25 protein-coding genes are annotated in these 18,214 nt (G+C 71.8%); 14 read left to right on the top strand and 11 right to left on the bottom strand.

Features of this window, described 5'->3' with window-relative positions; genetic code table 11:
* Positions 1–486 precede the first annotated feature (486 nt).
* Entirely contained in the window at positions 487–927 is a 441-nt protein-coding gene (locus SJY06_RS01735) for a hypothetical protein (protein ID WP_380164011.1), read from the bottom strand.
* A 572-nt stretch (positions 928–1,499) separates the two neighbouring features.
* Here SJY06_RS01735 and SJY06_RS01730 point away from each other — a divergent pair.
* Positions 1,500–1,700, top strand: coding sequence for a hypothetical protein (locus SJY06_RS01730; RefSeq protein ID WP_380164009.1), 201 nt, complete (start codon positions 1,500–1,502; stop codon positions 1,698–1,700).
* A 384-nt stretch (positions 1,701–2,084) separates the two neighbouring features.
* Here SJY06_RS01730 and SJY06_RS01725 read toward each other — a convergent pair whose 3' ends face one another.
* From SJY06_RS01725 to SJY06_RS01710, 4 genes are all read right to left on the bottom strand, one after another.
* Positions 2,085–2,816, bottom strand: a complete 732-nt coding sequence (locus SJY06_RS01725; RefSeq protein ID WP_380164007.1) for a transposase — start codon at positions 2,814–2,816, stop codon at positions 2,085–2,087.
* A 175-nt stretch (positions 2,817–2,991) separates the two neighbouring features.
* Positions 2,992–3,339 carry a hypothetical protein gene (locus SJY06_RS01720; protein WP_380164005.1) on the bottom strand — a complete coding sequence of 116 codons (348 nt, stop codon included), beginning with the start codon at positions 3,337–3,339 and terminating at the stop codon, positions 2,992–2,994.
* Between the two features lie 91 nt (positions 3,340–3,430).
* Entirely contained in the window at positions 3,431–3,928 is a 498-nt protein-coding gene (locus tag SJY06_RS01715) for a GNAT family N-acetyltransferase (RefSeq protein ID WP_380164003.1), read from the bottom strand.
* Positions 3,929–3,998: 70 nt separating this feature from the next.
* A complete protein-coding gene (locus SJY06_RS01710; protein WP_380164001.1) occupies positions 3,999–4,271 on the bottom strand; it encodes a hypothetical protein in 273 nt (90 codons plus the stop codon).
* 530 nt (positions 4,272–4,801) lie between these two features.
* Here SJY06_RS01710 and SJY06_RS01705 point away from each other — a divergent pair.
* From SJY06_RS01705 to SJY06_RS01670, 8 genes are all read left to right on the top strand, one after another.
* Positions 4,802–5,359 (top strand): peptidoglycan-binding protein, encoded by a 558-nt coding sequence (locus SJY06_RS01705; protein WP_380163999.1) that lies wholly within the window; start codon positions 4,802–4,804, stop codon positions 5,357–5,359.
* 118 nt (positions 5,360–5,477) lie between these two features.
* Positions 5,478–5,621, top strand: coding sequence for a hypothetical protein (locus SJY06_RS01700; RefSeq protein ID WP_380163997.1), 144 nt, complete (start codon positions 5,478–5,480; stop codon positions 5,619–5,621).
* A 182-nt stretch (positions 5,622–5,803) separates the two neighbouring features.
* The gene (locus SJY06_RS01695; RefSeq protein ID WP_380163995.1) at positions 5,804–6,322 is read left to right on the top strand and encodes an RNA polymerase sigma factor; all 519 of its coding nucleotides are present in this window, start codon (positions 5,804–5,806) and stop codon (positions 6,320–6,322) included.
* Positions 6,319–7,296, top strand: coding sequence for a hypothetical protein (locus tag SJY06_RS01690; protein WP_380163993.1), 978 nt, complete (start codon positions 6,319–6,321; stop codon positions 7,294–7,296). Before SJY06_RS01695 ends, SJY06_RS01690 begins: the two co-directional genes overlap by 4 nt.
* 132 nt (positions 7,297–7,428) lie before the next feature.
* Positions 7,429–7,878: a hypothetical protein gene (locus tag SJY06_RS01685; protein WP_380169747.1), complete on the top strand. Its 450-nt coding sequence runs from the start codon at positions 7,429–7,431 to the stop codon at positions 7,876–7,878.
* 161 nt (positions 7,879–8,039) lie between these two features.
* Positions 8,040–8,417: a VOC family protein gene (locus tag SJY06_RS01680; RefSeq protein WP_380163991.1), complete on the top strand. Its 378-nt coding sequence runs from the start codon at positions 8,040–8,042 to the stop codon at positions 8,415–8,417.
* 67 nt (positions 8,418–8,484) lie between these two features.
* Positions 8,485–8,727, top strand: a complete 243-nt coding sequence (locus SJY06_RS01675; protein ID WP_380163989.1) for an AbrB/MazE/SpoVT family DNA-binding domain-containing protein — start codon at positions 8,485–8,487, stop codon at positions 8,725–8,727.
* Positions 8,724–9,104: a type II toxin-antitoxin system VapC family toxin gene (locus SJY06_RS01670; RefSeq protein WP_380163987.1), complete on the top strand. Its 381-nt coding sequence runs from the start codon at positions 8,724–8,726 to the stop codon at positions 9,102–9,104. Before SJY06_RS01675 ends, SJY06_RS01670 begins: the two co-directional genes overlap by 4 nt.
* Positions 9,105–9,139: 35 nt before the next feature.
* On the opposite strand, the gene SJY06_RS01665 is transcribed toward SJY06_RS01670, so the two are convergent.
* The 4 genes from SJY06_RS01665 to SJY06_RS01650 form a co-directional block, all read right to left on the bottom strand.
* Positions 9,140–9,574: a PIN domain-containing protein gene (locus tag SJY06_RS01665; protein ID WP_380163985.1), complete on the bottom strand. Its 435-nt coding sequence runs from the start codon at positions 9,572–9,574 to the stop codon at positions 9,140–9,142.
* Positions 9,571–9,858 (bottom strand): hypothetical protein, encoded by a 288-nt coding sequence (locus tag SJY06_RS01660; protein WP_380163983.1) that lies wholly within the window; start codon positions 9,856–9,858, stop codon positions 9,571–9,573. The genes SJY06_RS01665 and SJY06_RS01660 overlap by 4 nt, the downstream gene beginning before the upstream one ends.
* Before the next feature lie 149 nt (positions 9,859–10,007).
* Positions 10,008–10,739, bottom strand: a complete 732-nt coding sequence (locus SJY06_RS01655) for a DinB family protein (RefSeq protein ID WP_380163981.1) — start codon at positions 10,737–10,739, stop codon at positions 10,008–10,010.
* A gap of 70 nt (positions 10,740–10,809) precedes the next feature.
* Positions 10,810–11,733 carry a hypothetical protein gene (locus tag SJY06_RS01650; protein WP_380163979.1) on the bottom strand — a complete coding sequence of 308 codons (924 nt, stop codon included), beginning with the start codon at positions 11,731–11,733 and terminating at the stop codon, positions 10,810–10,812.
* A gap of 225 nt (positions 11,734–11,958) precedes the next feature.
* Here SJY06_RS01650 and SJY06_RS01645 point away from each other — a divergent pair, with 225 nt between their 5' ends.
* Complete coding sequence (locus SJY06_RS01645; protein ID WP_380163977.1) at positions 11,959–12,324, top strand: hypothetical protein; 366 nt, start codon at positions 11,959–11,961, stop codon at positions 12,322–12,324.
* A gap of 72 nt (positions 12,325–12,396) precedes the next feature.
* Here SJY06_RS01645 and SJY06_RS01640 read toward each other — a convergent pair whose 3' ends face one another.
* Together SJY06_RS01640 and SJY06_RS01635 are read right to left on the bottom strand one after the other, a co-directional pair.
* Positions 12,397–12,753 carry a hypothetical protein gene (locus SJY06_RS01640; protein ID WP_380163975.1) on the bottom strand — a complete coding sequence of 119 codons (357 nt, stop codon included), beginning with the start codon at positions 12,751–12,753 and terminating at the stop codon, positions 12,397–12,399.
* Entirely contained in the window at positions 12,726–15,674 is a 2,949-nt protein-coding gene (locus SJY06_RS01635; RefSeq protein ID WP_380163973.1) for a hypothetical protein, read from the bottom strand. Before SJY06_RS01635 ends, SJY06_RS01640 begins: the two co-directional genes overlap by 28 nt.
* A 191-nt stretch (positions 15,675–15,865) precedes the next feature.
* On the opposite strand from SJY06_RS01635, the gene SJY06_RS01630 reads away from it, so the two are divergent.
* From SJY06_RS01630 to SJY06_RS01615, 4 genes are all read left to right on the top strand, one after another.
* Entirely contained in the window at positions 15,866–16,309 is a 444-nt protein-coding gene (locus SJY06_RS01630; RefSeq protein ID WP_380163971.1) for a hypothetical protein, read from the top strand.
* 61 nt (positions 16,310–16,370) lie between these two features.
* The gene (locus SJY06_RS01625) at positions 16,371–16,721 is read left to right on the top strand and encodes an ArsR/SmtB family transcription factor (protein WP_380163969.1); all 351 of its coding nucleotides are present in this window, start codon (positions 16,371–16,373) and stop codon (positions 16,719–16,721) included.
* A 1-nt stretch (position 16,722) separates the two neighbouring features.
* On the top strand, positions 16,723–17,211 hold the full coding sequence (locus SJY06_RS01620; RefSeq protein WP_380163967.1) for an SRPBCC domain-containing protein: 489 nt from the start codon (positions 16,723–16,725) through the stop codon (positions 17,209–17,211).
* 26 nt (positions 17,212–17,237) lie between these two features.
* Positions 17,238–18,194 (top strand): methyltransferase, encoded by a 957-nt coding sequence (locus SJY06_RS01615; protein ID WP_380163965.1) that lies wholly within the window; start codon positions 17,238–17,240, stop codon positions 18,192–18,194.
* Positions 18,195–18,214 lie beyond the last annotated feature (20 nt).

Raw genomic sequence — 18,214 nt, 5'->3', positions numbered from 1 at the left:
GCCACAAAGAACCGTTCAGGTTCGAGTACGTCGGCATCCCATTGGACTCTCGTTCCACCGAGGGCTCAATTCCCGCCCAAGTTAACGCCGACGGTTTCGTAAGGCATGCCATCTTGGCGGATGACCTAGAGGCCGTTCGGACGCTATTTCGTTTCAACGTCGCCTCCTTGCTCTGCTGCATTTCGATAGGCCTAGCGGCCGGAATTTACGCGAGACGGCGCCAAAGACCGGGTAGCGATCGCTAGCTTGGAATCGGTCACTGGCACGCTCCGCATGCCGATCCTCGTTGGGACGGCGAGGCCGGTCCCGCGCGACCTGCGCTGGACCGCCATCCATCGCCAGCAAACGGTCGGCTATCGGACCATGTCGGGACAGGCAGGCCTGATTGCGCGACCTCGCGCCACGGGGCCGCGCGTGCTGAAAGCTCCCTCGCGTCCTACGCAGCTCGTGTACCGGAGGAGGAGCGTCAGCCCGCCTGGACGGCGCCTAATCGATAGTTGTGCCCCGTGGTGCTGGCGTGCGCTCTTCGTAGTCCTCTACGCCCGCGAAGGCGCCTCGCACCCTTTCGAGGACAGCCTCGTCCCGCGCCCAGACCACCCAGAACGACGAATCCACGGCTTGCATCTGCAACTGCACTTGGCCGGACTCGTCATAAGCCGTGAACCGGCCGTCGATAATCTGCTGGCACTGCTGAGCAAGCGTCGTCATCTGCACCCAGTCCAGCGGCACCCCTCGCGGCTGGTCAGACTGCCTCTGAACGACTTCCCAATCAGCTGGCCACACGGTCCGCACGTCTCCGTTGAACTCCGCTTCTCGCAGGACCCAATTGAGGTGTGGCTGAGGGCCTACGACCGCCATCACCTGCGCGAGGTCGAAACCGAGCCAACCTGACTCCCCCTGCACCCCGATTCGCACCGCCGCCGCCATGCCCACATCTTGTCGCGCCGCTGCCCGGGCCGACCACGCCCCGGGCAGGGCCAGTTCTCAGACCACTCGAACGCCGGTCACCACTCGGAGGCGTCCTACGAACGGACGAGGTACCGGTGAACCATCCCCGGCGGGACGGCATCGGGACCGAAGGTGCTAGGCCTTCCTGCGGTGCACTACGACCGCATAAGCCGCGAAGAACACTGCAACCGCGACCAGCCCCCATCCCACGACGGGCATCGGCAGTCCCCGCCTGCCGACATCGGACATGTCGTACGTCAGCACAACCCCGATCCCGGCAGGAAGGCACAAGGCAGCAACCACGAGCATCCCGACCGGGGAGTAGGTGGGCTGCGGCTTCACGTGATCTCCCGACTTCGGCGGCGACCGCGAGAAGCGGCCCTCAGCGAGGCGAGGTTCGGCCACGTTCTGCTTCGACGCAAGCGGGGCAAGGGGGCGTCAAAGGGCTGAACGATCACAGCCCCCACCCGGGCGGGCGACGTCCTCCTAACGGAATGGGCCATCGGCCGCCACGTCGTGGGGCGGTGGGAGTCGTCGGATACGGTCGAATGATGGACCGAGCCAGCATCGCCCGCACAGCCGCAGTCGTGCTCGTGGCCCTCGCGGTCAACATCGTTCTCGACGTGTCGTTCGATCTGCCCGTGCTCGCCCGCTGGGGTGTCGCTCTTGCTGTCGTGATTCTCCTGACCACTCTGCTCGAGGTCGCCCGCCGGCGATCCACCCGGCGGCGGCTTGACCGCAGTCCGTCGTAAGCAACTAAGCGCCGTGACGTCAGTGCTCCAGAGGCGTCCGGCAGACGATCCTTTCCCGAGTTCGGTCTAGGCCTCTTCCCGGGTTCCGGCGCGACGGGTCTCCCGCTCACGCGCAGTCAAGGACATCCACCGCACGACCAGGAGACCTGTCGGAGCACCGAGGAAGACACCCCCCCCGCCGCGATCGGTGCCCACTCCGGCGCATCAGTGAGGACGCCAATAGCCGTAGCAACGAGCACCGAGGTGACGAACGCAAGCGCGTAGAGAGCAGCGATTCGCCAGCGCCAGCTGGGGCGCGGCGGGTGATCAGTCACGAACTCACGCTAGCTGCTGGGGTTAGGCCGCCGCGCACCATGGGTCCCTGCACATGGCCGCCAGATTGCGTCAGTAGCCGATGGCGAATTCAAGCGGTCGTCGCAACGACGGGCTTGGAGGGGTCTGACAGTAGGCGCTGTAGGGCGTCCTCGGGCGTGATCCCGCCGAGGGTCTTGCGGGTCGCTGGTTGAGCTCGGTGGCGACCTCGAGCAGCCGTTGGGGACTGTGCATGGACATGTCGGGGATCTTCCCGGAACCGCCGGTGGTCTTGGGTCGTCGCGGGCGCCGGATCGCGCGCCCGGTCCGCAGGTGCTGGTGCAGGTCAGCGCGCAGGTGCCCGCGGCCCTGGACGTAGAGGGCCTGGTAGATGGTCTCCGGACTCACCTGCAGCTCCAGTCGCTCGGGAACCACCACGGCGAGGTGGTCGCTGATCTGCTCGGGGCTCCACTTCAGGCACAGCTTGGCCTGCACCTTCTCGGCCAGCTCGAGGGTGTCGAACTTGCTGGCCTTGGGTCGGCGGGCCCGCAGCTCGGCCCGCTTCTGAGCCGCGTGCGGCGCATAGGAGACCCCTCGCGCTGCTCGCCGCGCGGGGCTGCCGTTGCGTTGCAGCTCCCGGCTCACCGTAGACGCCGACCGGCCCAGCAGCACCGCGATCGACCGGACCCCGGACCCGGCCAGGTGCAGGTCCGCGATCCGCAACCGCTCCTCCAGCGACAGGTAGCGGCCCGAAGGCGTGGGCTTCTTTCGGGGCACCATCCCGCCGGTCGCCCGGCGCCAGTACCGGCCGCTTCGCCTGTCCACGCCGACAGCGTCACAGGCCGCCTGCAGCGTCGAACCCTTCGCGATCAGCACCCAGAACGCGGCCTGCTTCTCGATCGACTCTTTCCTGGACAACACCAACAACACCTCGAATCAGAAGGGGTGTTGCAACGACCGACTGAGCCCGCCGTCGGCTGTTGGGACGCTCGGTGCTGGCCTACCGGATGAGCTCGCAGATTCGAACGTCGGACCTGTTGATTAACGCGTGGTTCAGACGCCAGAAGTAGGTCCCGCGCTTCGGGTTGGCTGCCGCTGACTCCAGCACCTCCAGCAGCCCCTCAATGGTCCCGGCGACGACGGTCGGGGTGGCCATGAGGGGGGCGACGTGGGGGACCTCGTCCCAACCGCAGGAGTGGGTCGTCGTGGGCCGGGGCCGCGTCTTCTTCCAGCCCCTGGGAAGCGAGAGCCCGAGGGCATCGACCTGCCGGAAGAAGTCGGCACGGTCGGGCGCGAACACGGTCAGCTGACACCAGTCACCCGGCAGGTCGAGGGCGTCTTCGATCATCCACGCGCCACCAGCCATACCGGCATTGTTCGGTCGTGCGGAGATCTTCGCCGTGTACGCCTCGGGCCGACGGGGGCCGGTCAACGATCGTCTACCGGGGCAGCATGAGCTTGAAGCCCTCATGGGAGGCGACGAAGCCGAAGCGTTCGTAGAAGCGGTGGGCCTGGGCTCGTGACTTGTCGCTGCTGAGCTGTACGAGGGCACACCCACGGCGCCCGGCCTCGGCGATCGCCCACTCAAGCAGCGCGGATCCCAGGCCGCGGCTGCGAAAGTCCGACCGGACTCGGACCGCTTCGATCTGGGCTCGCAGTGCTGCGCGCCGAGCGAGGCCAGGCAGGAAGGTCAGCTGCATCGTGGCGACGACGTGAGAGTCCTCGGTCGCGACGAGCAGCAAGTGCGCCTGGTCTGCGTCGATCTGATGAAAGGCCGCAAGGTAGGTGCGGTGGTCGTCCTCGGTCACGATGCGGTCCCGGTTCGCGCCGAGCTCGTCGGCGGCCAGCAGGTCGACGATGGTCGGGACGTCCTCGGCGACGGCTCGCCGAAGCACCACGCTTCCCCCGGCAGCTGGGAGTTCCGCCAGGGCCGTCATCCCCCGAGGCTGCCCGACCTGCCGCCGTGACGCCATCGTCGTCCCGGAGCCGATCGACCAGCGGGAATGGTCAGACGAGGTCTCGGCCGCGGAGGTCGACGTCGAGTGTGCTCCACTCGCTGACGAACTCGAGCAACCGGTCCCACTCGACCAGAGCCGGCTGATGGTCGGCCCACCAGCTCGCGAAGCCGTCGGACGACATGACTGCTTCCTGGGACTCGCGGCTCGCCCAGCGCTGGATCGCGACGACTGGCGTGCCGTCGAGGCTCAGCTCCAGACCGAGCGTGACGTCGTCCGACAGACGCTGGTACTCCGGTACGACCTGCTGCTGCACCAGCGCCACGACGTCCTCAGGGTGCACGCCGGGTGGCACAGCACCCGTCTCACCGAGGCAGCGTTCGCCCACGGGCCGATTGCCAGAGGCGACCGTCGTTGCTTAGCGGAGCGGCCGCAGGACGCCTGCGTCCGTCCCGCAGGCGATCCCGTGTCTGACGGCGAGCCCGGTGTCGCGCGACCTGCTCCCACGTCGCCGTCCGTCGCCGGCAGACGGTCGTGGATCGGGACTTCGGTGTGACGGCTCGGTGGCGGTGGCTCCCTCGTGTGGTCGTCCGAGGGATGCAACCGCGCGTGGATGCCGGGCGTAGGGGAGGTGTCAGGTACGCACCCCGGCCCGCTCGGGACGGGGGCACAACGACCGCAGAGGAGCACCACATGAACGCCGCCCGTTCCGTGAACCGTCGCCGTCTGGCCGTCGCCGCAACCGCTGTCTTCGCTGTGGGTGGTTCGATGCTCGCTGCGGCCCCCGCAGCATCTGCGGCGCCTCCGGTGTCTGCCGGGGCCGCCCGCCCCGTGACCTCCTCCTCTGTCGCGCCGATGGCGACCAAGGCTGTCCGCGCGGAGCAGGAGCCGGTGCTGTCCCGTGGCAGCACCGGAACCGCCGTGCGTGAGTGGCAGACGATCGTGACCTACGTGCTCGGCGAGGACAGCATCGTCGTGGACGGCAGGTTCGGGCCCGCGACCGCGGCGGCCACCCGACAGGTGCAGCAGATGTTCGACCTGGACACCGACGGCGTGGTCGGGCCCCTGACCTGGAGCGCCACCCGCGTCGTCCACGCCCCCGTCAACCCCGGGGACGTGACCGGTGGCCACGCCCCGGTGGACCCGGGTGCGGTGAGCGGCGTCGGTCCCGCGACCGCGGTGTCGGCGGTTGGTCACCTGGAGGTCGGTGACCGCGGTGAGCGGGTCAGGTTGTGGCAGCACATGCTCGACGGTGACCCGCGCAGCACGTCGGCGACGGTGGCGGACGGGGTCTTCGGGCCGAAGACCCTTGCCGCGACCCGGGCGTTCCAGCAGCGGTACGGGCTGGTCGTCGACGGCATCGTCGGGCCGCGGACCCGGGCCACGATGCAGGACGTCCGGGACGACGTCTGATGCGGCACCCACTCAGGTCCGAGGGCCTGCGGCCTTGCTGGGGCGGCATCGGCTCGCTGGGGGTGTCGTCGCCCAGCGTCTGCTGCCGCGCCCCGAGTCCGCGCCACGAGGTCGACAGGTGACTTCTGCGGAGTCGCGGTCGCGCAGACGGGTGCGACAGCTGGCGCAGCGCGGCGTCGCTGTGGCCGCAGCCGCGTTCGGCTTGTTCTTCGTGGCCGCGGTCTCCTGGCGGATCGTCATCGACGGGGTAGCCGGCGTCTGAACCGGAACGCTGTGGGTGTGGTGGAGGCTCGGGCTGCTGGATGCCGACGAGGACCTGATCCGTTACCTCGGCGGCCTGGGACGCGTCTGCGACCTGGCAGCGTGGGCCCCCCTGGGGGGCTGCATGCAACCGGGTCGCCGGCTCAGGCGTAGAAGCCCGTACGCAGGATGTGAGGGGTGGCGGTGGACAGGTCTGACTTCGACGCGCTGTACGAGCGTGAGTGGTCCGGTCTCGTCGCGGCCGTCACGCTCGTGTGCGGAGACCCGCAGGAGGCCGCCGACTGCGTCCAGGAGGCTTTCGTGCGAGCGTGGCAGCGTCGCAAGCAGCTCGACGCCGACGCGGGCGGGTGGCTGCGCACCACGGCGCTGCGGGTGTCGGTCAGCCGGTGGCGCCGGGCCCGAAACGCCTCCACGGCCTGGGTGCGCGACGCGGCCCGACCTCAGCGCCCGCACGACGTGGCCGAGGCATCAGGGGTGCTGGACGTCGAGCTGTGGACCGCGCTGGACCGGCTGCCGCAGCGGCAGCGAGAGGCTCTCGTGCTGCACCATGTCCTCGACCTGTCCGTGGTCGAGGTCGCCCGGCTCACCGGCACACCGACCGGCACCATCAAGGCCAGGCTCGCCCGTGGACGTCGAGCCTGCGCCGACGCCCTCAGCCGCGCCGACGGCATGAGCCCCGCGCCCGAAGGGGGCCGAGCATGAACCAGACGCCTCCTCCCGGCGGATTCGACCCGCGGGACCCGGACGCTGATCCGCTGGCCGCGCGACTGTCGCGGCTGCGAGCCGCCGGCGCGGGCGCCTCGGCCCCGGGCCCCGGGCCCGAGGCCGCGCGCCGCACGGCGCGTCACCGGCAGTTCGCGACCACCGCCGCCGTCACGGCCGCGGCCGTGCTCGTCGTCGTCGCTGTCCCCTTCACCGCCGCCTTCGTGCAGGACCCCCCGCCGCCACCGGCCACCCCCATCCCGGCCCCAACAGCAGCACCGGTGCTGCCCACTCCGGACGCCGACCCCTCGGTCGCGCCCACGGCCCCGACCGGTGACCCGACAGCCAGCACCGACCCGACAGACGCGGCAGCGCCGACGGCTCCCGGCACGCCGTTGCCTCAGCCCTCTGCAGCAGGCACGGATACCCCTTCCACGGACGCGCCTTCCACGGACGCGCCGCCCACGACGCTGCTCGAGGCGCCGTTCTCCGGCTACCCCGACGTCCAGGAAGACGTGGTGACCTGGGAGCTGCTGTGCCCACCCGACTTCGACGGCGTCGTCCCGCCCGGGGCCACGACGATGGGCACAGCCCAGAACGACCTCACGGACCAGGGCCTCACCATCCGGCAAGTCGCGGTGTTCGCCTCCGCGGAGCAGGCCGCCCTGGCCGCCGACGAGCTCGGTCGCTACGCCCGTACGTGCGCCGGGGAGTACGAGCCACAGCCGGGCTTCGTGGCCAGCAGCAGCACGGTGCAGCCGCTGGACACCGGCGAGCAGGGACTGCTGGTCGACACGGTCGCCGAGGACAGCGTCTCCGCGACCGCGATCCTGCGACGCGGCTCGGCCGTCGCCCTGGTCAGCGCGTCCGCGCTTCCGCCGTACCCCGGTGGGCGCAGCGCAGCCGAGGACGTACGCGCCGCCGCCACGTCGATGTTCGGACAGCTGTGCCCCTACGAGCAGAACGCCTGCTGAGACCCGTGTCCGAACGGCCCCTGGGTCTGTCGAGCCAGAACCCCTCGGGGGAGTCGCGGCCGCGAGCTACGCCCCTCGCTCCGCGACGCCGACACGAGGTCCGACGTCGACGCGGTCGTCACCTGGGAGGTCGTGGTCGTCGCCGTCGGGGCGCATGCCGCCGAAGCGCGCTGGGTCGAGCTGGCGACGAGGGGGCGCATCTTCGACCGGTCGCCGGCAGGAACCACTGAGCCCCCGGAGGCCCTGGACGGTCGCGCTCGTCGACTTGCCGACGTGCAGGTTGACGCCGGCCTGGCCGAGGCCGTCCACGTCGCGTCTCTGGACGAAGGCAGCTCGGAGGACAGTGACGACTACGAGCACGTTCTGTGGTTGGAGGAGTGGTTGGAGCTCGCTGTAGGGGCCGAGGCGCTCCACGCTCTGGAGGCAGCGGTCGCCGCCCACCCTCTGGTCGAGGATGCAAACCATGAGGATCGCGAGGTCCTCTCCGTCGCAGCACCCACGTTGCATCCCGAGGACGTCCGTCAGGTCGTGCTCGAGGTGCTCGCTGAGGCGTACAACCCGGACTGGTCACGGACCGCCTGAATGGACTGCAGCACCTCAGGGCCGCCGCAGGGTCGTGACCAACGGCTACCGGCCCCGGGACTTCGACACCCGCGCCGGCACAATCGACGTCGCCATCCCCAGGCCGACGTGACGGACCGACGAGCTCGGACTGGCAGGGCTCCGGCTGGAAGTCTGAGGTAGTGACTGCATCCCTCCGCTGCGAGCTCTTCCCCGCTGATCTCGACGCGGCGATCGGCTTCTACGTCGACGTCCTCGGCTTCACCCTCGACCGGGACGAGCGGGCGTCCTGCTCCCCCTACGTTGCGTTGACCCACGGCACGGTCCGCCTGGGACTGGCTCAGCGTGACGACGTCGGCGGCGCCGAGTCGCGGCGTCCACCGGCAGGGGTCGAGCTGGTGCTCGAGGTCGACGACCTGACCGCTGCACGTGACCGCGTCACCACCGCAGGGTGGTCGGTCGACGAGGACCTCACCGAACGATCGTGGGGGCTGGTTGACTTCCGGGTCCTGGACCCGGCCGGCTACTACTGGCGCATCACCAGCCGTGCCTCCGGTTGACGATCGGTCATCGACAACACGCTAGAGGCGTGTGGCATGTCGTGAGGGGTCGTGCCACAGTACAGAGATGGATGCCACGCTGGTGCTCGGGCAACAAGGTCGTCTCGTCATCCCCGCCGACGTCCGAGCCGCGCTGGGTCTGGCTCCTGGCGACCGCCTCCACCTGCACCTGGCGGGACGCCGGCTCGTCCTGCAGCGTCAGCAGGACGCCGCCGCAGATCTGCGGGGGTTGGCCGCCTCGGTGTCGGCCTCCCGCTCGCTGGTCGAGGAGCTTCTCGCCGAGCGGCGTGAGGCGGCAGCTCGAGAATGACCGTGCTCGACGCGTCAGCCGTCCTCGCCCTCCTGCACGACGAACCCGGCGCCGACATGGTCATGGCCGCCCTGCCTGGTTCTGTGCTGGGGGCAGCCAACCTGGCCGAGGTCGTCGGCAAGCTGGTCGATGAGGACGTCGACTCCGCACGGCTACGGGAACTGCTGGGCGCCGCAGGGGTGCGGGTGGAACCAGTGACCGAAGCCGACGCCGAGCTCGCCGGAGCCATGCGTGGCCTCCCCGGCGGTCGCGCTCTGTCCCTCGGGGACCGCTGCTGCCTCGCCCTGGCGGTACGCAGCGATCCGCCGCAGGTCCTCACAGCCGACCGCGTCTGGGCGGACCTCGACGTCCCGGTCGACGTACGGCTGCTCCGGTAGCCGATCGCCAACGGAGACGCACCTGACGTCCGCGGCTAAGCAGGACTTGGGTCTGGCGTCACCGTGACGATGGTGCATCCGACCTGGGCGCCCGAGCCCTGGATCCTCGCGTCAGCGGTCAGCAGCGTGGTCTGGAGGCGTTCGGCCGCGGCGACATAGACGGCGTCGGCGTAGCGGATCGAGCCCTGCGCCAGCTGCCGTGCGCGGGAGACGTCCGCCCACGGTGTGGCGTCGATGGCGATGCCCAGCGCCTCAGCGTCACGAAGTGCGCGCTCGACGTCCTCAGCCTGGAGGGGGTGGCTCGGGCGGTTGGCTGCTGCACGCAGGCCGGAGAGCACCTCGAAGGCGAGGTGCCCAGGAGAGCTCATCCGCTCGGCTGCTGGTTGGTCGGCGAATGCTGTGCGGGCTGCGAGCCCACGGGGGCCGGGGTCAGCGACGGCGTCGATGACGACCGAGGCGTCGACGATCACGGCGCCTGGTCGCCGCTTCGGCGGTCCAGCAGGTCCTCGGCACGTTCCACCTGGTCGTCGGTGAGCCCTTCCAGCACCGCCGTCCTGTCGTCCTCGGTCACCGACGGCTTGCCCGACAGCCTCTGATTCAGGTCGGCCAGGGCCTGCTGGCGCCGTAGGTAGGTGGCCTGGGCCTGGACGGCGCTTCGCAGGTAGCTCTGCAGCGACACCCCCAACCCAGCCGCGGTGGAGCGGATGAGGTCGAGGTCGTCGCCGGGGACGTCGCGAATCAGCACGTCGGGCATGCGACAATGATAGTGCCTGTGATAGCAACCGATCCCGGCTGCTCCTGCTCCCGTGCCTGCCAGTCCGCGTTGCTCCACCCGGCAGGTTGCAGCGAGGGCACCCGAAGAGGCTCGTGCGCTGGTCGTCCAGGCGCGGGCTCGGGCGCAGGTCAGCCGAGCAGGGCGAGGTCGCGCCGGGTGTAGCGCAGGTGCGCCCACTCCTCCTCGAGGATGACGCGGATGCAGTCCCCGACGGTGGGTCGCCAATCGGGGTCGCCCCACGGGTCGGCGCGCTCCTCCGCGAGCAGCTCCGCCGACGCCGTGGCGAGGAGGTCGGTGACCAGCTGCTGCCGCTCGGCCCGCACGGTGAGGACCTCCTCGTAGGTCGGCGGGTCCGGGCGGAAGATCGACATGTCGAAGCCCATCTCGCCCGCACCGGTGAAGATCAGACCGATCTCGTGCAGCGGCTGCGGGATCTGCAGGACGCCGCCGCGGAGCCAGGCGTCCGTGGCCAGGACCAGGTGGCGCAGCGTCTCGGCCAGCGACCACTCGTCCTCGACGTGGGCGTCCACCAGCTCCGGCGGCGTGCTCGTAACCGTCGTCCGCCACGCGGCCTGCACCGCGGCCCAGCCGTCGCGCAGCCCCTCGGGTGTCTGCGCCCTCTGCAGCTCGCGGCCCGGGAACTGCCGGTTGAGCTCGGCGTCCACCAGTGGCACCACGTCGACCCCGTTGACCACGAGGCGGCCCATGAACAGGTCGTGGCTGTCGATGTCGAGCCCGTCGACGTCGACACCGCGCATCGTGACGCCGCTGACGTCGGAGGACCTCACGGTGGCGCCCCTGAGGCTCGCCCGGACGAAGGTCGCGCCCTCGAACTGCTTCGTGCGGGAGTAGACCGTCATGGCGTCATCCTCGTCCTCGCGGACGCGCTGTTCCAGAGGGCTTCCTCGCGCGGGTCCGCGTGACGGTCGCTCAGCCTGCGGCCAGCTGCTCCAGCACCGCGAGGAAGCGCTCCGTCGGCTGTATGACGATGCGGCCGTCGTGCACCTGGGTCAGCTGCTCGTAGTGCTGGCCGTCCCACCAGTACACGTGCGGGCTGAGCGGCCCCACCGCGTCCTCGTAGCCCCTGACGGCGAAGCCGGCCATGCCGTTGAGCGCACCGACGACGGACATGTCGCGCACCATGTGCCACACGACCTGGTGACGGTTCGGCACGCTGAGCAGCCAGCCGTGCGCCCCGGCCGTCTCGCCCGCGACGTCCGCGGCCAGCCCGGGCATGAGCAGGGCCCGGCTGCCGGTGTGCACCGAGTCCCCGAGCAGGATCGTGAACGTGCCGCCGCCGTCCACCGGCACCGGGACGAGCTCCTCGGTCGGGAGCCGGCGCAGGTTCTCGACACCCGCGGCGTGCAGCGGCTCCCAACCGCCCGCGGCCGAGACCGCCTCGTGGGGGAAGACCGTCACCGTCTCGGGCAGGTCGAGCGCGAGCATCTCCACGAGGCCGGGGGCGAACTCGCGGTACGGGTGGTGCTCCGCCGTGGGCAGGGAGGCCAGGTCGTACAGCCGCGCGTACGTCGAGCGTCGGGCGTCGTCGGGGGACAGGCCCTGGAAGGGGTCAGGTGCGTCGAGGTCGTCGAGCACCCGCCGCACGTGCTCGCGGACCAGGCCGGGCCACGTCGACCGCGGCTGCCCGTGGCAGGCCGCCCCCGCGTTCCAGAACCCGAAGCGGCGACCCGCTGCGTCGACGGCGTGGTCGGGGTGGACGACGACCTCCAGACCGCGCTCGGCGAAGGCCTCCCGCATCAGGCCGCGGAGCTGCTGCGCCTCGGCCTCGGTCAAGAAGGTCAGGGCCCCGTCGGGCCGCGCGGTCTCCTTCGGCTTCCTGCTGAACAGTCCCATGCTCGCCCCCGTGGTCGTCGGCCACCGGCTGCTGCCGGCCCGGACGAGAGTGTGCGGGTCGGGCGACGGTCCCGTCGTGGGACCGGTCGAGGTCCACCCGACCGGGCGTGTCCTCGCCATGGTGCATCCCGGTGCTGGGGTCGACGGATGCTCGGCCACCGCGGCGGGTAACGTCGAGAGCGGACACGGGTCCCGTCGTCCGATGGCCCCGTCGGAGGAGGGCAGATGCCTCGTCGGCACCGCTGGGCGGTCGTTGCAGGGGTCGTGGTGTGCGCCGTGGCGCTCCCGGGCTGCGGCGACCAGATCGTCGACCGCACCGTGGGGGTCGTGTACTGCACGTCCCCGTCGCTCGGCGAGGGCACGGTCGAACGGGTCGAGTACCGGCAGGGCGAAGAGGTGGTCGCCAGCACCCAGCTCGAGGTCGGTACGACCTACCGGGCCGAGGTGCCGGCGGGCGAGCTCACCAGGATCTTCGTCGACGGCCGACTCGCGGGCTCCTCGGGCGCCGAGGAGCCCGACCCGGAGACCACGGTGACGGGGCGCTACACCGCTCTGCTGGGGGAAGGCTGCCCCGAGTACACCGAGCCCTGAGGTCGTCTGCGCGTCGGTCGACGTCGACGGCGCACCCTCCCAGGACCCGTGCGGCGGACGACGCAGAGGACGTCAGTACGAACGCAGGGCCAGCCCGTCGACAGTCACCGGTGCGCTGCCCAGGCTGATCGTGATGGTCCCGCTTCGCCGTGCGCCGCCCAGCGGCACCGACCGCAGCTGACGGTGCCTCGTCGTGCTGGTGCGGAGGTCGATGGTCGCGACGCGGACGCCGTCGTCGAGGACCTCGACCTTGCCGCACGTCGGACAGGTGGTGGCGAGCAGCCACACCGCGTCGGTCCGGGTGCCGGTGCGGTGGATCGACGCGCCCCTGGCCGTGGTGCGGGCCGCGCTGCCCATGTAGTAGCTGCTGCTCCTGGGACTGGTCCAGGTGCCGTTCGTCCTCAGGTTCGTCTGGTCCAGCGGGACCACGGTGCACCGTGCGGTCGTCCACCCGGACACGTTGCCCTGCGCGTCGCGGGCGCGTACCGACAGGCAGCGGGTCTCGCCCGCCCGCAGCTCCTGCAGCGGGACCGACGCCTTGGTACGCCTCTGCCACCCGCTCGGGTACTGCCACGCGCCGAGGGCCTTGCCTGTGGCCGCGCCGCGCCGCGCCAGCGCACGTCGTAGGTCGCGACCTTGCGGTCGTCGGACCCCGTCCACGCGTAGGTGGTGGACGTGCCGAGCGACGTCGTGGCGAGCGAGGTGGAGAGGACCTTCGGCACCACGCTGTCCGGACCGGGGAAGTCGGCGCCCCACCGGTCGGGCGCGCTGCGGTCGCCGCCGTTGTGGGCGAAGACCGACAGGATGTGCCGGCCCTTGGGCACCTGGACCGTGGCGGACCGGGCCCCCGCGGGAAGGTTCGAGGCGAGGACCCTGTCGCCGAGCCGCACCGAGAAGCCGGTCGCGGGGGCGGCCGCCGGGTCCTGGCCGGGCACCCAGCGGATCGTCGCCCGGTCCGTGGACGGGTCGACGACGAGCTCGGTCGCGTGAGGAGCGGCGGGCAACGTGCCGTGCGGCACGACCCGGGGGCCGACCACCGGCGCGGCGAGGCCGGTGCGGTTGAGCGCGCGTACCTGCACCGTGTACGCGGCGCCGTTCGTCAGGCCGGGCAGCTGCAGCTCGCGCTGGTCGGCCCGGGCCGTCGCCCGGTGCTCGGTCCCGGGAGAGCTGGTCCGAGTGGCCACGACGGCGAACCCCTCGGCGGCGGCACCTGCGGGCGCATCGTGCGCCCACCGCACCACCGCGCCGCCGGAGGCGGGGCTGGTCGTCACCCCGGTGACAGGAGGCGGTGCCGTGAGCCGCCTCGTCGGCCCGGGCCGGGGCGTGCTCGCCGGACCGGGGGCGTGCAGGAGTCGCACCTGGCTGTCACCGCGGTACCAGGCGGCGGAGAACGTCCCGCCGGACTGGTTCACGGCGGGGCGCACCGGGCGTCCCTGCAGGGGGAAGCGGTCCGCCTCCTGCCAGCCCGCCGTCACGTCTCGCAGGTCGAGCCACTGGACGACCACCTCGTGCTTCGGGGCCTCCAGGTATCGGGACGGCACCTCCACCGCCCGGATCGCGACACCGTCCCCCACCACGACGTCCCCCTGCATGTCGGTGACGTGCCGACGCGGGTGCTCCCCGTCGAGGTCGACCACGAGCCCTTCGGGCTCGCCCTCGTCGACCGCGTTGCAGCGCACCACCAGCCAGCGGCCGGCCACCTGCGGATGGGTCGCGTAGCAGCCGTCGCCGACGTCGTGGACCGTCGCGGCGCCGGTGCGGAGGTCCTGCTGCACGACCGCCCACGGCCACTCGCGTCCCATGCCGTACGGGCTCTGCCGCAGGACCTCCGACCCGCTGCGCCACGTGCTGCCGCCCTGCAGGTCGGTGGCGTCGGAGAAGTAGCGGGCGTCAGGTGCGGCGCCGCCCAGATCGACGACCGCCGTCACCTCCCGCTCCGCCTGCCGCGCGAGGGCGTAACCGTCCCCTGCCCTGCGCAGGTCCCGTAGCGAGGCGGTCCCGGCCGCGACCGGGCCCAGCGTGCCGTCACCCAGGAGCGCCGCGACGCCGTCCGGTCCCATCGCCGCGGTCGTGACCCCGTCGGTGGCGACGTCCTGGGTGGACACCGGGGACCTCGTGGGCTCCGCCAGGGGCCCGGCCCCGTCCAGCTGCCACGACCACAGGGACCCTGCCCCCGAGACCACGAGCCGTTCTCCACCGACCGAGGGCTGGCCGCCGTCCGGCACGGCGTCGAGCCTCGCGAGGACGTCGACGCCTCCGTCGGGACCGCGGTGTTCGAGGGTGGTGGCGCGACCCCGCCCCGGCCGGACGACGACCAGCCCCTGACCACCGTCAGCGGCGACGTTGCCCACGAGGTCGCCCACGTCCGGCGCAGCGGTGCTGCCCGCCGTCACCGTCCGGAGGCGGGTGCGGCCGTCGAAGGTCCCGGCGCGACGGTCGACGCCGATGTGCACGGCGTCACCGACCACCGCGAGCGAGAGCGGGAACGCGCGACCCTGCGTCGGCGCCGGCTCGTCCAACCGGTGCACGACGATCGGCCCGGTGCTCCGGGCTCCCTCCACCGGTACGACCGCGGCGCCGACGTGGCCGTCGACCTCGGTCAGCCAGGCGACGGCGCCGGTCCCGACGATGAGGGTGTCGAACCCGATGGACGCCTCACCGGGACTCAGCGGCGACGCGGCCGCCGACACCGTGTCGACCAGCCACACCCCCCCTCCCGGCACGACGACCGCAGCGACGGGTCCGTGGACGTGCGACGGAAGCTGGAAAGACCCCCACGGCCGAGAGCTGAGGGGCAGCCCGTCGATGGGTGTGCGTACCCCGTCGCGTTCCACGACCAGCCGCCGGATGCCCGCCTCCTCGGTCGCCTCCTCGACGAGGCGGCTGTCCTCGCCCACGGACACGAGACGGTCACGCTCCCCCGGTAGCGGCTCGGGGACGAGCTCGACGGCGCCGCTCGCGAGATCGACGAGCCGCCACGTGCCGTCCCACGCCGTCATCGGCGCCTCCACCGCGGTGGACCCGGCGAGGGCGGCGTCGTCCCGTACCCCGACCGGGGCGGGCGCGCCGTCGTGGGGGAACCAGGTCATCTCGCGGTAGGGGGGCTCCGTCTCGACCAGCGCGAGGACGCCCTCCGGTGACACCCCCCGCAACAGGGCCTGCCGGCCCATGAAGCGGTCTGGCACCTGGACGTCGGTCCACGGCCGGTGGTCGTCGGCGCGGGTGAGAGCCGACGGGGTCGACGTCGACGGGAGGGCGGAGGCGTCTGCGGGCAGCGCGACCACGAACGAACCGAGCAGCGACAGCGCCACCCCCACCGCGATCCGCCGCCGCCGCGCGGTCGGTGTCACGAGAGGAGCATCTGGTCACGGTCGCTGCCGGTCAAGGAGTCTGCCCGAATCCTCCGGAAGGTCGTCCGAACGGGTCAGGCGGCCTTGGGTGGACCCCGGAGGGCTGGACGGCCCTTCGTCGTCGATCCGCCGGTGGCCGCCCGACCCAGGACGGTCCTTGTGGTCCGCGCCAGGCAGCGGGAGGCTCAGCCATGAGCCACGGGCAGGCCCACGTCGTCCAGGACGCCTCCGGCACCGGTCCCGTCGCACCGCTCCGGCTGCGGCACCTGCTGCTGGTCGCCCTGGTCGTGGGGTCGTGCGCCGTCGTCTACGGCTCCACCGTCCTGGCCAGCTGGTCGGCCAACGGGTTCGACGTCCTCCCGCTGTCGCAGCCTGGTGTCGGTGCCTCCGGCCGGCCCGGGCCCCCGGTCCTGCCGTCGGAGGGCTCGGTGCTGCTGGGTTACCTGGCGATCCTGCTGACGCCGTTCGCCTGCGTCGTGGGAGCGCTGCTCGTCGGTGCCGACGTCGTGGTCGCGCTCGGCCCGGGCCGACCGTGGCGGGACACGCTCCCGTCCCTGCTCGTGCTGGTCCTGTGCCTCGCGGTCCTGGCGGCGTACGTCGCGCTCGGACCGCTCACCAGCTGGTGGTTGGACTGAACGCAGGGATCGACCGACCGGGGCTTGACAACCTACAACCGGTCGGTTGTAAGTTTCTCCTGTGACCGACGACCAGGACGAGGACCGGGCCGACGCCCTGTTCCACGCGCTGGCCGACCGGACCCGACGCGACATCCTGCGTCGGGTGCTGGCGGGGGAGCACTCGGTCTCCGCTCTCGCGGCGTCCTACGACATGAGCTTCGCCGCGGTCCAGAAGCACGTCGCGGTCCTGCAGGGGGCTGGCCTGGTCACCAAGCGACGCAGCGGCCGTGAGTCCCTGACCAGCGGTGACGTGCAGGCCGTGCGCTCGGTGGCCGCCATGCTCACCGAGCTCGAAGCCGTCTGGCGCGGTCGCATCGCCCGGATCGACGAACTGATCGCCACCGACCCGTCCATCGAGAGGAACGACTGACATGCCCGTCACCGACGTGAAGCACGACATCGACGCCCTGACCCTGACCATCGTGGCCGACTTCGCGGCGCCCGTGGAGCGGATCTGGCAGGTGTACGCCGACGCCCGCCAGCTGGAGAAGGTCTTCGGCCCGCCGACCTACCCCGCCACGTTCGTGGACCACACCCTGACGCCGGGGTCTCGGTCCACCTACTACATGACCTCCCCGGAGGGGGAGAAGTTCGCCGGCGTCTGGGACATCCGGACCGTCGAGGAGCCCACCCGGTTCACGTTCGAGGACGCCTTCGCCGACGAGCACTTCACCGTCAACCCCGACATGCCCGTGAGTCACGGCTCGTACTCCTTCGCCCCGCACGACGGCGGCACGCGGGCGACCTACGTGAGCACGTACGCCTCCGCCGAGGCGCTCCAGCAGGTCCTGGACATGGGCGTCGTCGAGGGCGCCTCGACGGCCATCAACCAGATCGACGACCTGCTCGCCGCCGGGTGAGCGTGGCGGGGCGGCACACTGCCGGCATGGGTGAGCAGGCGGTGGTCCGTGCTCCGGCTGCGCTGGTGGACGGTGACGTCGACCTCGCCCGTCGCGAGGTGGCCGGCGGGGGCTCGCGGCTCGAGAGGGCCCTGGCCGAGCACCTGAGGGCTGACGGCCACGGGTCGGTCTACGACCGGCCCGCCGCCTTCGAGGCGTTCATCCGCGGCGGCGGCAACGTCGCGCTGTACGCGGCGGTCGGCACCGCGCTGGCCGACCTCTACGACCGGTTCCGGCCCGCCGCCCTGCTGGACGTCGGCTGCGGTGACGGCACGGCCCTGCTGCCCGCGCTGCAGGCCGCCCGGCACCACCCCGCCCACCTCGACCTGCTGGAGCCCTCGGCCCCGCTGCTCGGCGCCGCCCTCGAGCGGCTCCGGCAGCGGGCCGGCTCCGACCCGCGGACCCAGGTGCACGCCCATCCGGTCACCGCCCAGGCCTTCACCACCGGCCTCGCCGCGCAGCCCGACCCGGCGCGGACCTGGGACCTGGTGCAGTCCACCTTCGCCCTGCACGCCATCGACCACGACCAGCGCGCCGCGGTGCTTCGTGACCTGCGTCCCCACGTGGCCCGGCTGGCCGTCGTGGAGTTCGACGTCCCCGACGTCGCGGTCGGCAGCCCGGACCACCTGCGGTTCCTGCACCGGACCTACGAGCAGGGCCTCGCCGAGTACTCCGACGACCGGGACCTGGTGGCCCAGGGCTTCCTGATGCCCGTGCTCACCGGCCAGCTGCGCCCGGGTGCGGTGCGCGCCACCTTCGAACAGCCCGCCACGGCCTGGGCCCGGCAGCTGCAGCGCGCGGGCTGGACCGACGTGACCACCCGGCCCCTGCACGACTACTGGTCCTCCCCGGCGTTCCTGGTCACCGCCCGCGGTGGGGTCGGGACGTCAGGTGGGTCAGCGGGTAGCTCCCACGCGGCACGCGCGGGGATGAACACTGCCTGAACTGTGCCGGACGGGGCGGG

The sequence above is a fragment of the Jannaschia sp. R86511 genome (genome assembly GCF_042466345.1).
Classification (GTDB): Bacteria; Actinomycetota; Actinomycetes; order Actinomycetales; family JBBAYJ01; genus Aquipuribacter.
Note: the sequence above shows the minus strand (reverse complement) of the source record. Positions and strands in the feature narration are given on the sequence as shown.

Bases quoted from the DNA above. Each gene is read 5' to 3' on its own strand.
- SJY06_RS01735 (WP_380164011.1), bottom strand. From the start codon at position 927: ATGGCGGCGGCGGTGCGAATCGGGGTGCAGGGGGAGTCAGGTTGGCTC.
- SJY06_RS01730 (WP_380164009.1), top strand. From the start codon at position 1,500: ATGGACCGAGCCAGCATCGCCCGCACAGCCGCAGTCGTGCTCGTGGCC.
- SJY06_RS01720 (WP_380164005.1), bottom strand. From the start codon at position 3,339: ATGATCGAAGACGCCCTCGACCTGCCGGGTGACTGGTGTCAGCTGACC.
- SJY06_RS01715 (WP_380164003.1), bottom strand. From the start codon at position 3,928: ATGACGGCCCTGGCGGAACTCCCAGCTGCCGGGGGAAGCGTGGTGCTT.
- SJY06_RS01705 (WP_380163999.1), top strand. From the start codon at position 4,802: ATGGCGACCAAGGCTGTCCGCGCGGAGCAGGAGCCGGTGCTGTCCCGT.
- SJY06_RS01690 (WP_380163993.1), top strand. From the start codon at position 6,319: ATGAACCAGACGCCTCCTCCCGGCGGATTCGACCCGCGGGACCCGGAC.
- SJY06_RS01675 (WP_380163989.1), top strand. From the start codon at position 8,485: ATGGATGCCACGCTGGTGCTCGGGCAACAAGGTCGTCTCGTCATCCCC.
- SJY06_RS01670 (WP_380163987.1), top strand. From the start codon at position 8,724: ATGACCGTGCTCGACGCGTCAGCCGTCCTCGCCCTCCTGCACGACGAA.
- SJY06_RS01660 (WP_380163983.1), bottom strand. From the start codon at position 9,858: ATGCCCGACGTGCTGATTCGCGACGTCCCCGGCGACGACCTCGACCTC.
- SJY06_RS01655 (WP_380163981.1), bottom strand. From the start codon at position 10,739: ATGACGGTCTACTCCCGCACGAAGCAGTTCGAGGGCGCGACCTTCGTC.
- SJY06_RS01650 (WP_380163979.1), bottom strand. From the start codon at position 11,733: ATGGGACTGTTCAGCAGGAAGCCGAAGGAGACCGCGCGGCCCGACGGG.
- SJY06_RS01645 (WP_380163977.1), top strand. From the start codon at position 11,959: ATGCCTCGTCGGCACCGCTGGGCGGTCGTTGCAGGGGTCGTGGTGTGC.
- SJY06_RS01630 (WP_380163971.1), top strand. From the start codon at position 15,866: ATGAGCCACGGGCAGGCCCACGTCGTCCAGGACGCCTCCGGCACCGGT.
- SJY06_RS01620 (WP_380163967.1), top strand. From the start codon at position 16,723: ATGCCCGTCACCGACGTGAAGCACGACATCGACGCCCTGACCCTGACC.
- SJY06_RS01615 (WP_380163965.1), top strand. From the start codon at position 17,238: ATGGGTGAGCAGGCGGTGGTCCGTGCTCCGGCTGCGCTGGTGGACGGT.